The organism is Streptomyces sp. NPDC008139, assembly GCF_042957025.1.
GTDB lineage: Bacteria > Actinomycetota > Actinomycetes > Streptomycetales > Streptomycetaceae > Actinacidiphila.
In genome coordinates this window covers 437,250-451,610 of sequence record NZ_JBIBHM010000004.1, presented here as the reverse complement: position 1 = coordinate 451,610, position 14,361 = coordinate 437,250, and the positions used below count along the sequence as shown (strand labels likewise).

Below are 14,361 nucleotides of genomic sequence, written 5' to 3'. Positions count from 1 at the left end.
CATGTACCGGGTGCTCGTGGTCGACGACGAGCCGCAGATCGTCCGCGCCCTCGTCATCAATCTGCGGGCCCGCGCCTACGAGGTCGACGCCGCGCACGATGGCGCCACCGCGCTGCGGGTCGCCGCCGCCCGCCACCCCGACGTGGTCGTCCTCGACCTCGGGCTGCCCGACATGGACGGCGTCGAGGTGATCCGCGGCCTGCGCGGCTGGACCCGCGTGCCGATCATCGTGCTGTCCGCCCGGCAGGCGTCCGACGAGAAGGTGGAGGCGCTGGACGCGGGCGCCGACGACTACGTCACCAAGCCGTTCGGCATGGACGAGCTGCTGGCCCGGCTGCGCGCCGCGGTCCGCCGCGCCACGCCCACCGGACCCGACGACGACGCCGCCGTCATCGAGACCGAGTCCTTCACCGTCGACCTGGCGGCGAAGAAGGTCAACAGGGACGGCGCGGACGTACGCCTCACCCCGACCGAGTGGCACCTGCTGGAGGTGCTGGTACGCAGCCCCGGCCGGCTGGTCAGCCAGAAACAGCTCCTCCAGGAGGTCTGGGGGCCCGCCTACGGCACCGAGAGCAACTACCTGCGGGTCTACATGGCACAGCTGCGCCGCAAGCTGGAGGCCGACCCGGCCCGGCCCCGGCACTTCATCACCGAACCGGGCATGGGGTACCGCTTCGAGCAGTGACCGGGTTCCGAGCCCGACCGGGATCCGGGCAGTGACTGGGTTCCGAGCAGTGACCGGGTTTCGGGCGGCGACCGGGTTTCGGGCGGCGACCCGTTCCGGCAGTGACCCGGCTCTCCCGGAGCCGCCCCTTCGGGGCAATGACCAGGCTCTGACTGGCCGGTACCCTGGGGAATATGAGTGGTGCCATCCGTTCGGACCGACCCGCGGGACGTTTCCGCCGCATGCTCGACCGCCTGTCCTCCTCGCAGGAGGAGCTGCACTCCGAGGAGCTGCAGAAGGACGCCCTGGCCGTCGGCTGCACGAGGATCTGCGACTGCTCCGACCGCCAGATAGTGTCCGTCACCGGTACGCTGCGTACGGTCACCCTCCGTCCCCGGGCCGGTGTGCCCGCGCTGGAGGCGGAACTCTTCGACGGGTCCGCCGCGCTGGACGTGGTCTGGCTCGGCCGCCGCAGTATCAGCGGTATCGAACCCGGCCGTCGGATCATCGCCTCCGGCCGGATCTCCATGAACCGGGGTCGTCCGGTGCTGTTCAACCCCAAGTACGAACTGCGTCCGGTCGGACAGGAGTAACAGGTGGCGTCGATCGACAACACGGATCAGACGGTCCGCGCGGATTCCCGGCCGCCCGGCGGGAGCACGGACAGTACCGGGACCGACGAGGTCACCGGCGAGGCCGCGGGCGGGATCACCGACGAGTCGCGGGCGGTCACCGAGGCCGCGCTCTTCGACGCCTTCGGCGGGCTGCGCGGCATGGTGGAGACCACCGTGCCCGGCCTGGTCTTCGTCGCGATCTACACGGTCAACAAGGACCTCAAGAGCTCGGCCATCGCCGCCCTCGCGCTGTCGGTGCTGATGGGCGTGGCGCGGCTGGCCCGCAAGGACACCCTCAAGCACGCCTTCAGCGGGGTCTTCGGCGTCGCCTTCGGCGCGGTCTTCGCCATGATGTCGGGCAACGCGAAGAACTTCTATCTGCCCGGCATGCTCTACACGCTCGGCCTGGCCGTCGCGTATCTGGTCTCCGCCGCCGCGGGCTTCCCGCTGCTCGGCCTGATCCTCGGGCCGATCTTCAAGGAGAACCTGTCCTGGCGGAAGCGTAATCCCGGACGGCTGCGCGCGTACACCAAGGCGAGCTGGGCCTGGGGCCTGATCCTGCTGGCCAAGTCGGCGATCCTCTTCCCGCTGTACTGGTGGGGCAACGCGACGCAGCTCGGCTGGGTCAAGGTCGCGCTCGGCATCCCGCCGTTCCTGCTGTCGGTGTACCTGACCTGGATCTTCCTGGTGAAGGCGCCGCCGCCGATCGACGTGATCGCGGAGATGGAGGCGGCCGAGGCCGCGGAGAAGGCCGAAAAGGCCGAAAAAGCCGGAATGGCAGAAAGCACGGAAAAGGCCGAGCAGGCGGGCACGACGGGGAAGTCCGCCAAGCACGCCAGGCCGTGACCCGCGCGTCCGTACGGCATGCGAAGGGGGCGGCCCCGGACCTCACCGAGGTCCGGGGCCGCCCCCTTCGCGGGTCGTCAAGGAGCGACTACTCCGTGGCGGCGCCGCCGTCGCCCTGGAGCGACAGCAGATCCTCCAACTGCTCCTCCCGGTGCGGCGCGGCCACGAACAGCAGCTCGTCACCGGCCTCCAACGCGTCGTCCTTGGACGGCGTCAGCACCCGGTTGCCGCGGATGATCGTGACCAGCGAGGTGTCCTGCGGCCACTCCACGTCGCCGACCCTGGTGCCGACCAGCGCGGCCTCCTCCGGCAGCGTGAGCTCCACCAGATTCGCGTCGCCCTGGCTGAAGCGCAGCAGCCGGACGAGATCGCCGACGCTCACGGCCTCCTCGACCAGCGCCGACATCAGCCGCGGGGTGGAGACGGCGACGTCCACGCCCCACGACTCGTTGAACAACCATTCGTTCTTGGGGTTGTTGACCCGGGCGACCACCCGGGGGACCCCGTACTCGGTCTTCGCCAGCAGCGAGACCACCAGATTGACCTTGTCGTCACCGGTGGCGGCGATGACCACGTTGCAGCGCTGGAGCGCGGCCTCGTCCAGCGAGGTGATCTCGCAGGCGTCGGCCAGCAGCCACTCCGCCTGCGGGACCCGCTCCACAGAGATGGAGGTCGGGTTCTTGTCGACGAGCAGCACCTCGTGCCCGTTCTCCAGCAGCTCGCCGGCGATGGACCGGCCGACGGCCCCCGCCCCGGCAATGGCGACCCTCATCAGCGCGCCTCCTCGGGACCCTTGGCGAATGCCGCCTCGACCTCGGCGACCCCGTCGGTCCGCATCATCACGTGCACCAGGTCGCCCTCCTGGAGGACGGTCTGGGACGTCGGCACCATCGCCTCGCCCAGCCTGGTGAGGAACGCCACACGGACGCCGGTCTCCTCCTGGAGCGTGCTGATCTTGTGCCCGATCCACGCGACCGACGTGTGCACCTCGGCGAGCTGTACGCCGCCGCTCGGGTCGCGCCACAGCGGCTCGGCGCCGGACGGCAGCAGCCGCCGCATCATCTGGTCGGACGTCCACCGCACGGTGGCCACGGTGGGGATGCCCAGGCGCTGGTACACCTCGGCACGGCGCGGGTCGTAGATCCGGGCCGCCACGTTCTCGATGCCGAACATCTCACGGGCCACCCGGGCCGCGATGATGTTGGAGTTGTCGCCGCTGCTGACCGCCGCGAAGGCTCCCGCCTCCTCGATTCCGGCTTCGCGCAGCGTGTCCTGGTCGAACCCGACTCCGGTCACCCGGCGCCCGCCGAACCCGGAGCCCAGGCGGCGGAAGGCCGTCGGGTCCTGGTCGATCACCGCGACCGTATGACCTTGCTGTTCGAGGGAGTGCGCGAGAGTGGAGCCCACTCGCCCGCATCCCATAATCACGACGTGCACGACCGTCCTTCCGGCTGTCAAACGTTGTGGCCGGGCTCTTGTGGAGCCCCGCGGAGCACTGTTGGTCAGCACAAGCGTCTCAGACCGCGGCCAAAGCTACACACGCGTGCGGCGGGCGAGAAGGTTGCGCCGACCGGACGCACAACTTCCCCACCGAAGCCGTACCCCGCCCGTCACCAAGTCCCCCACAGTCCTTAGGGCAGTGGGGGGAGCGGCCGTATTGACGATCCCTTAACATCGCGGGGTGTCCAAACTGACCGACCTGCCGAAACGGATCCTGATCGGCCGGGCGCTACGCAGCGACAAGCTGGGGGAAACGCTCCTCCCCAAGCGGCTCGCGCTACCCGTCTTCGCCTCCGACCCGTTGTCCTCCGTCGCGTACGCGCCGGGCGAGGTCCTGCTCGTCCTGTCCATCGCGGGGGCCTCGGCCTACCACTTCAGTCCGTGGATCGCCGTCGCGGTCGTCGTGCTCATGTTCACAGTGGTGGCCTCCTACCGGCAGAACGTCCACGCCTACCCCTCCGGCGGCGGCGACTACGAGGTCGCCACCACCAACCTGGGGCCCAAGGCCGGACTCACCGTCGCCAGCGCGCTGCTCGTCGACTACGTCCTGACCGTCGCCGTCTCCGTCGCCTCCGGAATCGAGAACCTCGGTTCCGCCGTCCCCTTCTTCGCCGACCACAAGGTGCTCGGCGCGGTCGGCATGATCTTCCTGCTGATGGTCATGAACCTTCGCGGGGTGCGCGAGTCCGGCAGCATCTTCGCCATCCCGACCTACGCGTTCGTCGTCGGCGTCTTCTGCATGATCGCCTGGGGTATCTTCAAGATCGCCACTGGACACGACATGCAGGCGCCCACCGCGCACTACACCATCCACGCCGAGACCTCGGGCATCGGCGGCTTCGCGCTGATCTTCCTGCTGCTGCGCGCCTTCTCCTCCGGCTGCGCCGCGCTCACCGGTGTCGAGGCGATCAGCAACGGCGTCCCGGCGTTCAAGAAGCCCAAGTCCAAGAACGCCGCGACCACGCTCGCCGCGATGGGCCTGCTGGCCGTCACCATGTTCTGCGGCATCATCGCGCTGGCCATGAACACCAAGGTGCACATGGCCTCCAACCCGGCGACCGACCTGCTGAACAACGGCGTCCCGGTCGGCTCCGGCTATACGCAGGACCCGGTGATCGCGCAGGTCGCCGAGGCGGTCTTCGGCCACAATTCGATCCCGTTCATCTTCCTGGCCGCCGTCACCGCGCTCGTGCTCTTCCTCGCGGCGAACACCGCGTACAACGGCTTCCCGGTCCTCGGCTCGATCCTCGCCCAGGACCGCTATCTGCCGCGCCAGCTCCACACCCGCGGCGACCGCCTCGCCTTCTCCAACGGCATCGTGCTGCTCGCGGGCTTCGCCGCCGTCCTCGTCTACATCTACGGCGCGGACTCCACCCGGCTGATCCAGCTCTACATCGTCGGCGTCTTCGTCTCCTTCACGCTCAGCCAGACCGGCATGGTCCGGCACTGGAACCGGCACCTGCGCACCGAGACCGACCCGGCCAAGCGCCGCCACATGCACCGCTCCCGCGCCATCAACACCTTCGGCGCCTTCCTCACCGGCCTGGTGCTCGTCATCGTGCTGCTGACGAAGTTCACCCACGGCGCCTGGGTCGCGGTGCTCGGCATGATCGCCTTCTACGCGCTGATGACCGCGATCCGCGGCCACTACACGCGGGTCGCGGACGAGATCGCCGCCGAGGACGAGCCGGGCGACGACTACGTGCGCCCGTCGCGCGTGCACTCCATCGTGCTGGTCTCCAAGCTGCACAAGCCCACCCTGCGGGCGCTGTCCTACGCCAAGCTGATGCGCTCCGACACCCTGGAGGCGCTCAGCATCAACGTCGACCCCGACGACACCAAGGCGCTCCAGACCGAATGGCAGCGCCGCGGCATCGACGTACCGCTGAAGGTCCTCGACTCGCCGTACCGCGAGATCACCCGGCCGATCATCGAGTACGTACGGGGCTTGCGCCGCAGCAGTCCGCGCGATGTGGTCAGCATCTACATCCCGGAGTACGTGGTCGGCCACTGGTACGAGCACGTGCTGCACAACCAGAGCGCGCTGCGGCTCAAGGGGCGGCTGCTGTTCACCCCCGGTGTGATGGTCACCTCGGTGCCCTGGCAACTGGAGTCCTCCGAGGTCGCCAAGGCGCGTGCCAGGCGCCGCGCGGACTGGAACGCGCCCGGTGCGATCCGCCGCGGTCCGGTCGGTCCGCCGCGCCGCGACAGGGAGCACACCGGCAACGGCGGACGCCAGAAGTGACGCCCGGCCCGCGGCCCCGGTCCCGGCCGGGGCCGGGACCGGAATTCCGGCCGGGCGCGGGCACGTAGACTGGAGGGCTTGTCCCCTCGGACACCCCGGCACGCTTGGGGCCCGTCCCCGCGCACCCCACTTTGAAGCTCAGGAGCACCGCCCCCATGCAGACCGAATCCGCACCGTCACTGGTCGGCCAGGAGTACGAGGTCGAGGTCGGCCAGGTGGCGCACGGCGGCCACTGCGTCGCGCGCACCGACGCCGGGCAGGTGCTCTTCGTCCGGCACGCGCTGCCCGGCGAGCGGGTCGTCGCGCGGGTCACGGAGGGCGAGGAGGGCGCGCGGTTCATCCGGGCCGACGCGGTGAAGGTGCTGACCGCGTCCAAGGACCGGGTCGAGCCGCCGTGCCCCTTCTCCGGGCCCGGCCGCTGCGGCGGGTGCGACTGGCAGCACGCGGCGCCCGGCGCGCAGCGCCGCCTCAAGGCGACGGTCGTCGCGGAACAGCTCGAACGGCTCGCCGGGCTCACCCCGGAGCAGGCCGGCTGGGACGGCACCGTGATGCCCGCCCCCGGCGACAAGGTCGCCAAGGGCGAGGTGCCCGCGTGGCGGACCCGCGTGCAGTACGCGGTGGACGCCGAGGGCCGCGCCGGACTGCGCAAGCACCGCTCCCACGAGGTCGAGGTGGTCGACCACTGCCTGATCGCCGCCCCCGGCATCAGCGACCTCGGCGTCGAGGACCGTACGTGGCCGCAGATCGCCTCCGTCGAGGCCATCGCCGCCACCGGTTCGAACGACCGTCAGGTCATCCTCACCCCGCGCCCCGGCGGGCGGCTGCCGATCGTCGAGCTGGACCAGCCGGTGTCGGTGCAGCGGATCGGCGAACGCGACCACGCCGTGCACCGCGTCCACGGCCGCCCCTTCGTCCGGGAGCGCGCCGCGGGCCGCACCTGGCGCGTCGGCGACGGCGGCTTCTGGCAGGTCCACCCGAAGGCCGCCGACCTGCTGGTGGAGGCCGTCATGCAGGGCCTGATGCCGCGCAAGGGCGACATGGCGCTCGACCTCTACTGCGGGGTCGGCCTCTTCGCGGGCGCGCTCGCCGAACGCGTCGGCGACCAGGGCGCCGTCCTCGGCATCGAGTCGGGCAAGCGCGCCGTCGAGGACGCCCGGCACAATCTCCAGGACTTCGACCGCGTCCGCATCGAGCACGGCAAGGTCGAGCAGGTCCTGCCCAAGACGCGGATCGACGAGGCCGACCTCATCGTCCTCGACCCGCCGCGCGCCGGCGCGGGCAAGCAGACCGTCCGCCAGCTCGCCGCCCTCGGCGCCCGCCGCATCGCCTACGTCGCCTGCGACCCCGCCGCCCTCGCCCGCGACCTCTCCTACTTCGCCGAAGCCGGCTACCGCTCCACCACCCTGCGCGCCTTCGACCTCTTCCCGGTCACCCACCACGTGGAGTGCGTCGCGATCCTCGTGCCCGACCGTCAGTCCGTGAAGTAGTCGGGGTACTGCTCGCGCAGGGAGACGCCGTAGCGGCGGACGCGGCTCACGTGGTCGCTGAGCAGGCGCCTGCCGCCGGTGACGTCGGCGGCTTCGAGGGCGTCGACGATGGCCGTGTGCTCGGCGACCAGGGCGCGGACGGTGTCGGGGTCGGGGAGGCTGAGGCGGCGCAGCCGGTCGAGCTGGAGCTTCATCGGCTGCATGACGGTCCAGACGCCGTGGTAGCCGCTGATCACGAAGATCTGCTCGTGCAGGGCCTCGTCGGCGTCGAAGAATCCGGCGAGGTCCTGTTCCGCCTCGCAGCGGACCTGTTCCGCCAGCAGGGTGCGGCACACGCCCAGGCGGCGGTCCGGCGCGGCGCACGCGACGGCGAAGGCGGAGATCTCCAGGCTTTCGCGGACGAACCGCGCTTCCTCGACGTCGCGCAGGCTGATCTTCGCCACGGTGGTGCCGACTTGGGGGATGACGGTCACCAGTCCGTTGTCCACCAGGCGGGCGATGGCCTCGCGCACCGGGGTCCTGCTCACCTGGAGCCTGGCCGACAGGTCGGTCTCGGACAGCGAGGCGCCGGGCGCGATGCGTAACGTCCTGATCGCCGACACCAGTTCTTCGTAGACGCGGTCGGAGGTGCGGGCGCGACCGCGGACGACCGGACGCAGCGGGGAGCCGCCGCCGCGCGCTTCCGCTGGGGGGTTGTTCAACGATCGTTCCACCCTCGCAAGATTTTCGGGCCAAACTCCTCGTCAGGATATCGGGATTGGTCCGTCGGGCAGCGGGTCCCTCGCACACCGCGGCCGGCCGGGTCCCGCGACCCGGCCGGCCGTGTGTCTCATCGATGCGACGCGGCCCTCAGCGCTTCGCGCGCTGCGTGCCGGGCGTCACCGTCCACTGGTCGAAGTCGTACGCGACCGACTCGTCGCCGACGGTCGCGGTGAACGTCGAGCCGAGCTTGTCCTGCTGGAGCCACGGCGTGTCGAACAGCTTGAAGCTGTCGTAACCGATCGCCTGGCCGTTGACCAGGTGGGTCGCGCCGGGCGCCTGGGACGCCTTGTCGTAGGTGAGGTCGAGGTCGTCCCCGGCCAGGCTGTGGTAGACGACGCGCGGGGTGGCGTCGTTCACGTGGCTGGTGTCCAGGCTGGTCTGCGTGGTCAGCGCCGTCGCGAAGGCGTCGAGGTCGGCGTACGCGGAGGCGTCGGCCGTCTCCAGCACCCACGCGTTGGTGTCGGCCTGGCTGCGCAGGATGTCGTAGGTGTAGCCGAGCGTCGCGGTCGGGTGGATCTGCGTCGTCGTCTTCACCTTGTTCGACGGGTCGTTGGGCGTCTGGTGGTACCAGGTGCCGGGCTTCGCCAGCTTGAACGCGAAGTACATCGGCCCGGTGTTGACGACCGTCCAGCCGTCCACCTGCTTGCGCTCCACGATCGAACCGTTGTCGGGGAACATCGCGTTGACGTAGTTCGACGTCTGGTCACCCGACGACTTGTAGATGCCCAGCGCCGTCGGACCGTCCTGCATCACCCGGTGGTTGTCGGGCTGGTCGTACGACCCGATCTGCGCCGTGCCCTGGTCGAGCGAGATCCGGAACAGCGGATTCGCCGCGTTGGACTGCCAGCGCAGCACCATCGGCATGTCCTCGATCCAGTTGTCGACCCTGCGGTACTGCGTCTCGGTGGCCAGTCCCCAGGTGGGCCGCACATAGCTGGTGCGGTAGACGTCCATCGCGTTGCCGCCGGAGTTCTGCAGATTCGACTTGTACGCGCTGTACGACTTGTCGGTCATCTGACCGATCTGCACCGCGAGCGGCGGCGGCGTGTAGGACGTGCCGGACCAGGCCAGCATGCCCACGTACTCCAGGTCGGGCCGGTACGCCGACGGCGCGGTGTTGTCCGACTCGCCCACGCCCTGCTGCGCCCGGTGCTCCCCGAAGTACGTCCAGGCGAGCGTCGTGTGGTCCGCGGACCGCCAGGTCGGGTCGTTGGCGGAGGCCAGGTCGCCCTTGGCGCGGCTCTCCGACGAGATCAGGTAGCCGTTGTCCCAGTCGTTCGCCCACTCGAACCACATGACGTCCATGGCCATCTTGACCTCGGAGCGCAACTGCTGGTCGTCGGACCACTGGTAGATCGCGTTCAGACCGACATACGTCATGATCGTGTACTCGGGGCTCTCGTACTCGGCCCAGCCGCGCCGCACCCCGGCGTTGACCATCTCCTCGATGTTGGCCTTGCTGCTCGCCTTGAGCGCCGCTCCGGAGTTGCCGTTGAGGTCGGCCACGTCCGGGAAGTACTGCCCGACCAGATAGCCGGTGACGTACGTGCTCATCCGCAGGTTCTCGGTCTGCGGGAGCTTCTGGTAGCCGTACTTGGCGAAGTACGCGCGCACGTCCTGGAGCATCGCGGGGCTGAACTGGTCACCCGCCATCAGGTACGTGTACATCTTCGCCATGATCTTGTACTGCTCGTAGTCGTAGCCCTGGTAGAGCTTGTCCAGCTTGCCGAGGTTGGCCGCGACGTTCTGGTGGTCCACCAACTGCGCGGTGTACTGCGCCACGTTGATGGGGCCGTCCTCCTCCTTCATGGCCTTCGTCCGGTCCCACAGCCACTGCGTCCGGGTCTGCTGGGTGCCGGGGTACGGGGCGGGAGCCGCGGGTACGTACGTGGCGGTCGTGACGTGCACGGGGGTGCTCAGCGGGCTGACGTGGCCGAACGCGTCCTTCGCGCGCACCGCGAAGTCGTAACCCGTGCTCGGCATCAGCCCGGTGACGACCGCGGAGGTGCTGGAGCCGCTGACCGAGGAGGCCAGGTAGCCGTCGCGGTAGATGTCGTAGCCGCTGACCCCGGTGTCGTCGGTCGAGGCGTTCCACAGCAGCGGGACGCTGTCCGAGGAGGCCGTCCCGGCGTGCAGGGACGTCGGCGTGGTGGGCGGCGCGCTGTCGGACACCGCGCCTGCGTCGTACACACCGACGTTGTCGACGTCGATCGCCTCGTCGGTGCCGCCGGTGTCGACGCGTACCTGGAAGCCGAGTTCGACGGTCGTCACGAGCCGCTGCCCGCCGTTGGGCACCACGGTGAAGCGGTACTCGGGGATGTCGCTGTCGTCGACCGTCGCCAGGGCGCCCGACGTGCTCTTGTACGCGGCGGTGCCGGTCAGGCTGACGGCCGGTACGGCGAACCGCGGCACCAGGACGTTGTCGGCGTTGCCGAACTGGATCTCCGCGTAGATGTCCTTGGCGACGGGCTTGCTGCTGGCCGCGGCGCGCTTGAGGTCGAACTTCAGGACGAACTGCTCGGCCGGGCTGCCGACCGGCGCTCCGTAGACGGCGTTGACGCGGCTCACCAGCGAGCCGGTGGAGAACCGGTGGTAGAAGTAGCTGGCGAGGTTGGTCCCCTCGGAGGCGTCGCGCAGTTCGAGCGCGTTGTTCCCGCCGACGCTCACGATCTGCTGGCTGCCCCCGCCCGAGGCGGTGGACATGGTCAGCGGACTGGCGCCGCTGTCCATCGTGGTGTCCATGTCCGCCGCGAGCAGGTTGACCTGTGGGTCGTCGGCGGCGACGGCACCTTGGGACGGTGCCGCGAGGAGCACGATGACGCACGCGGACGCCATGGCTCCGTACAGGACTCTCATTGATCATCCTTTCGTTGGCACTGGCTGACTTGCTGACCGTTGAACCGACCGGCTACTTGACCGACCCCGCGACCAGGCCCTTGCTCCAGAAGGACTGCAAGGACACGAACATGGCGACGACGGGCACGACCGAGAGCAGCGCGCCCGTGACGACGGTCGCGTAACCGATCGGATAGCCCTGCATCTCACGCCAGCCGACGAGCCCCACGGTCACGGGCTGGAGCGATCTGTTGGCGAGCATGAGCGAGGGGAGCAGGAAGTTCGTCCAGATCGCGACGAACTGGAACAGGAAGATCGTCACCATCGCGGGCGCCATGATCCGCATCCCCATCACGAAGATGCGGAACTCGCCCGCCCCGTCGATCCGTCCGGCCTCGATCAGCGCGTCCGGGATCGACGACGCGGCGTAGATCCGGCTCAGATACACGCCGAAGGGGCTGACGATGCTGGGGATGAACACCGACCAGAAGGTGTTGATCACGCCGGTGTGGCTGAAGAGCAGATACAGCGGAACGGCGAGTACGGGGGCGGGCAGCAGGACGGCGGCGAGCACCGTGCCGAAGACCGCCTCACGGCCGGGGAAGGAGAACTTCGCCAGCGCGTAGCCGCACATTGTGGCCAGCAGCGTGGAGACGACGCCGCCGCCGACCGCGTACAGCAGCGAGTTCAGCAACCAGCGGGAGTAGATGCCGCCTTGGGCCTCGAACAGCGTCTGGACGTTGTCCCAGAGGGCGAAGTGCGCGCCGAACCAGAAGCCGTTGCCGGAGAACAACTCCCCGCTGCCCTTGGTGGCGGAGACGATCAGCCACCACACCGGGAGCAGGAAGTAGAGGGCGAACAGGCCCATGACGGCCAGCACGAACATCCGCGAGGCCGGGTTCACGGTCGTCAGCGGGCTTCCCGAGGCGCGCTTGGGCCCCGGTCGCGGCTTCGGGGGAGTCGGCGTGGTGGGCGCGGGTGATTCCACGGTGGCGGTCATCAGTCGGTCCTCTTGGCCGACGCGCGGAAGACGGCGACGGAGAGCACACAGATCAGCGCACCGAGCACCACCGACTGCGTGGCCGCGTAGTTGAAGTTGTTGGAGGAGACCGACCGCAGCGTGGCCATGATCGGCGTGTAGGTGGAGGACAGGTTCGGCGCCACGGACTTCATGGTCGCGGGCTCGTTGTAGAGCTGGAACGTGCCGATGATCGAGAAGACCAGGGTCATCAGCAGCGCCGGGCGGATCTGCGGGACCTTGATCAGCCACGCGGCCCGCCACCCCGTGCAGCCGTCCATCGCGGCGGCCTCCATGGTCTCCTCGGGGATCGCCTGGAGCGCCGCGTACAGCAGGATCGTGTTGTAGCCGGTCCACGCCCAGGTGAGGATGTTCGCGATCGAGAACGGCAGCGCGGCGTCGGTGACGAAGCTGGCGTGGACGCCGATCGAGTCGAGCGCGCGGGTGATCGGGCTCAGCGACGGCGCGTACAGGAACGACCAGACCAGTCCCGCGATCACACCGGGCAGCCCGTACGGGACGAAGTAGGCGAGCCGGAAGAACCGGCCGCCCTTGATCGCCGCGGAGTCCAGGAGAAGGGCGAGTACGAGCGCGATGCCGAGCATCACCGGCACCTGGATCACGCCGATGAACGCCACCCGTCCCAGCGAGGCGAGGAAGTCCGCGTCGTGGAACACCTCGACGTAGTTGTCGAAGCCCGCGAAGACGGTCTTCGAGCCGCCGAGCCCGAGGCCGGAGCGCTTCACCGAGAACAGGCTCTGCTCCAGTGAGTACGCGGTGGGGATCAGGTAGACGACGACGAAGAACAGGAGGAAGGGCAGGACGAACGGCGCGGCCCGGCGGAGCTCGCGTAGTCGGCGCCGTTGAGTCGTCACGGAGGACACGGTCACCTTCTCTCTGAAGGAACGTGGGTGCTGGGGGACTTGTCGGGGCGAGGGCGAGGGCGAGGGTGAGGGTGAGGGTGAGTCAGGGGCGGGGGCGGCGGATTCGCGGCCCCCGCGCGGCCCTACTTCCTGGCCCCTGCTAATTGACCGAGAAGCCCTGGGACTTCAGCGCCTTGAGCGTGTCCTTCTGGGCGTTGCCGAGCGCGTTCTCGTACGTGGCCTTCTTCGTGTGCACCTTGCCGAGGCCGTCACCGAGCGTCGTGGCCGAGATCGACATGATCGGCCCCCACATCCAGCCGGAGTTGACCTTGGCCGACTCGGTGCGGAACAACTGGTAGACGGGCTGGCCGCCGTAGTAGCTCTGCGGGGCGTCCAGTGCGGGGTTGGTGAGCCCGGACTTGGACGCGGGCAGGATGGCCGCGGAGGCGATGAGGTTCGACACCGACTCCTTGTCCGTCGACATCCAGGTGGCGAATTCGGTCGCCTCCTTCGGGTGCGAGCAGTCCTTCATCACGGCCGTGGCCGATCCGCCGGAGTTCCCGACCGTGTCGGTACCGGCCCATCGGGGCATCGGCGCGACGGCCCACTTGCCCGCGGAGCCCGAGGCGTTGTCCCGGATCAGGGACGCCGACCAGACGGGACCGACCTCGGCCCAGACCGTCCCCTTGCTCCACGCGGAGTACAGCGCCGCGTCGAAGGCGGGGTACGAGGCGAGCAGCCCCTTGTCGTACAGGCCTTGCCAGTAGTCGCCGACCTTGCGGTTGGCGGCGCTGTCGAACGACACGGACCACGCGTCGTTCTTCACCCCGAACCAGGGGGCGCCGCCCTGCCACGCGAACCCGGCGTAGAGATAGGGGTCGGTGGGCAGGTTCATGATCCGCGACGCCGGGTCCGCGGCCTTCACCGCGGCGGCGGCGGCCGTGAACTCGTCCCAGGTCTTGGGCAGCGCGATGTGCGCCTTCTTGAACAGGTCGGCCCGGTAGAACATCGCCATCGGCGCGGTGTCCACCGGTACGCCGTACGCCTTGCCGTCGACGCCGACGTTGCCCCACACCCAGTCGGGGAACTCGCTCCTGCCGTCCTTGACGTACGTGCTGACGTCCTGGAGCACGCCCGCCGCGAGGAAGCTGGAGAACGTCTCGTACCCGACCTGGGCCAGGCAGGGCGCCTTGCCCGCCTTGGCGGCCGTGAGCATCTTGTCGTAGCCGCCGGCGCCGCCGTTGGTGATGGCCTCGTACTTCACATGGACGTCGGGGTGCGTCTTGTTCCAGAGCGCGACGGACTTCTCGTAGCCCGCGGCCCAGCCCCAGAAAGTGATGTCCGCCGGGCCGCCGGTGTCCGCCTTGGAGCTGCCGCTGCCGTTGCCGCCGCCGCATCCGGTCAGCGCGAGGCTGAGCGCGGCGAGGACCGCGGCGGTGGTGAGTCTTGCCCTGCGCATGATCATGGCGACCTCTCGGTTTGCTGCTGTACAGCGCGGTTCGTGTCTTCGTGCCGTGGTGATGGGGG

General features: G+C 69.4%; 12 protein-coding genes. 5 read left to right on the top strand and 7 right to left on the bottom strand.

Going from position 1 to position 14,361, the window contains the following annotated elements:
* The first annotated feature begins 1 nt into the window (after position 1).
* From ACFZBB_RS10900 to ACFZBB_RS10890, 3 genes are all read left to right on the top strand, one after another.
* The gene (locus tag ACFZBB_RS10900) at positions 2-685 is read left to right on the top strand and encodes a response regulator (protein WP_188282663.1); all 684 of its coding nucleotides are present in this window, start codon (positions 2-4) and stop codon (positions 683-685) included.
* 173 nt (positions 686-858) lie between these two features.
* Positions 859-1,257 (top strand): OB-fold nucleic acid binding domain-containing protein, encoded by a 399-nt coding sequence (locus ACFZBB_RS10895; protein WP_188282613.1) that lies wholly within the window; start codon positions 859-861, stop codon positions 1,255-1,257.
* Positions 1,258-1,371: 114 nt separating this feature from the next.
* Complete coding sequence (locus ACFZBB_RS10890) at positions 1,372-2,124, top strand: DUF3159 domain-containing protein (RefSeq protein WP_391120152.1); 753 nt, start codon at positions 1,372-1,374, stop codon at positions 2,122-2,124.
* Positions 2,125-2,212: 88 nt separating this feature from the next.
* Here the strand turns inward: ACFZBB_RS10890 and ACFZBB_RS10885 are convergent, their stop codons facing one another.
* Positions 2,213-2,896 (bottom strand): NAD-binding protein, encoded by a 684-nt coding sequence (locus ACFZBB_RS10885; protein WP_391119985.1) that lies wholly within the window; start codon positions 2,894-2,896, stop codon positions 2,213-2,215.
* On the bottom strand, positions 2,896-3,561 hold the full coding sequence (locus ACFZBB_RS10880; protein ID WP_355338509.1) for a TrkA family potassium uptake protein: 666 nt from the start codon (positions 3,559-3,561) through the stop codon (positions 2,896-2,898). Before ACFZBB_RS10880 ends, ACFZBB_RS10885 begins: the two co-directional genes overlap by 1 nt.
* 244 nt (positions 3,562-3,805) lie before the next feature.
* On the opposite strand from ACFZBB_RS10880, the gene ACFZBB_RS10875 reads away from it, so the two are divergent.
* Together ACFZBB_RS10875 and ACFZBB_RS10870 are read left to right on the top strand one after the other, a co-directional pair.
* Complete coding sequence (locus tag ACFZBB_RS10875; protein WP_391119983.1) at positions 3,806-5,869, top strand: amino acid permease; 2,064 nt, start codon at positions 3,806-3,808, stop codon at positions 5,867-5,869.
* A 155-nt stretch (positions 5,870-6,024) separates the two neighbouring features.
* Positions 6,025-7,356 carry a TRAM domain-containing protein gene (locus tag ACFZBB_RS10870; protein ID WP_391119981.1) on the top strand — a complete coding sequence of 444 codons (1,332 nt, stop codon included), beginning with the start codon at positions 6,025-6,027 and terminating at the stop codon, positions 7,354-7,356.
* Here the strand turns inward: ACFZBB_RS10870 and ACFZBB_RS10865 are convergent.
* The 5 genes from ACFZBB_RS10865 to ACFZBB_RS10845 form a co-directional block, all read right to left on the bottom strand.
* Positions 7,341-8,057, bottom strand: a complete 717-nt coding sequence (locus ACFZBB_RS10865) for an FCD domain-containing protein (protein ID WP_391119979.1) — start codon at positions 8,055-8,057, stop codon at positions 7,341-7,343. The two genes, ACFZBB_RS10870 and ACFZBB_RS10865, sit on opposite strands and share 16 nt — an antisense overlap.
* Before the next feature lie 148 nt (positions 8,058-8,205).
* A complete protein-coding gene (locus ACFZBB_RS10860) occupies positions 8,206-10,974 on the bottom strand; it encodes a fibronectin type III domain-containing protein (RefSeq protein WP_391119977.1) in 2,769 nt (922 codons plus the stop codon).
* A 52-nt stretch (positions 10,975-11,026) separates the two neighbouring features.
* The gene (locus ACFZBB_RS10855) at positions 11,027-11,953 is read right to left on the bottom strand and encodes an ABC transporter permease subunit (RefSeq protein ID WP_391119975.1); all 927 of its coding nucleotides are present in this window, start codon (positions 11,951-11,953) and stop codon (positions 11,027-11,029) included.
* On the bottom strand, positions 11,953-12,846 hold the full coding sequence (locus ACFZBB_RS10850; RefSeq protein ID WP_391119972.1) for an ABC transporter permease subunit: 894 nt from the start codon (positions 12,844-12,846) through the stop codon (positions 11,953-11,955). The genes ACFZBB_RS10855 and ACFZBB_RS10850 overlap by 1 nt, the downstream gene beginning before the upstream one ends.
* A gap of 148 nt (positions 12,847-12,994) precedes the next feature.
* On the bottom strand, positions 12,995-14,293 hold the full coding sequence (locus ACFZBB_RS10845) for an extracellular solute-binding protein (RefSeq protein ID WP_391119970.1): 1,299 nt from the start codon (positions 14,291-14,293) through the stop codon (positions 12,995-12,997).
* Positions 14,294-14,361: the final 68 nt, after the last annotated feature.

Bases quoted from the DNA above. Each gene is read 5' to 3' on its own strand.
- ACFZBB_RS10870 (WP_391119981.1), top strand. From the start codon at position 6,025: ATGCAGACCGAATCCGCACCGTCACTGGTCGGCCAGGAGTACGAGGTC.
- ACFZBB_RS10855 (WP_391119975.1), bottom strand. From the start codon at position 11,953: ATGACCGCCACCGTGGAATCACCCGCGCCCACCACGCCGACTCCCCCG.
- ACFZBB_RS10885 (WP_391119985.1), bottom strand. From the start codon at position 2,896: ATGAGGGTCGCCATTGCCGGGGCGGGGGCCGTCGGCCGGTCCATCGCC.
- ACFZBB_RS10895 (WP_188282613.1), top strand. From the start codon at position 859: ATGAGTGGTGCCATCCGTTCGGACCGACCCGCGGGACGTTTCCGCCGC.
- ACFZBB_RS10860 (WP_391119977.1), bottom strand. From the start codon at position 10,974: ATGAGAGTCCTGTACGGAGCCATGGCGTCCGCGTGCGTCATCGTGCTC.
- ACFZBB_RS10845 (WP_391119970.1), bottom strand. From the start codon at position 14,293: ATGCGCAGGGCAAGACTCACCACCGCCGCGGTCCTCGCCGCGCTCAGC.
- ACFZBB_RS10900 (WP_188282663.1), top strand. From the start codon at position 2: ATGTACCGGGTGCTCGTGGTCGACGACGAGCCGCAGATCGTCCGCGCC.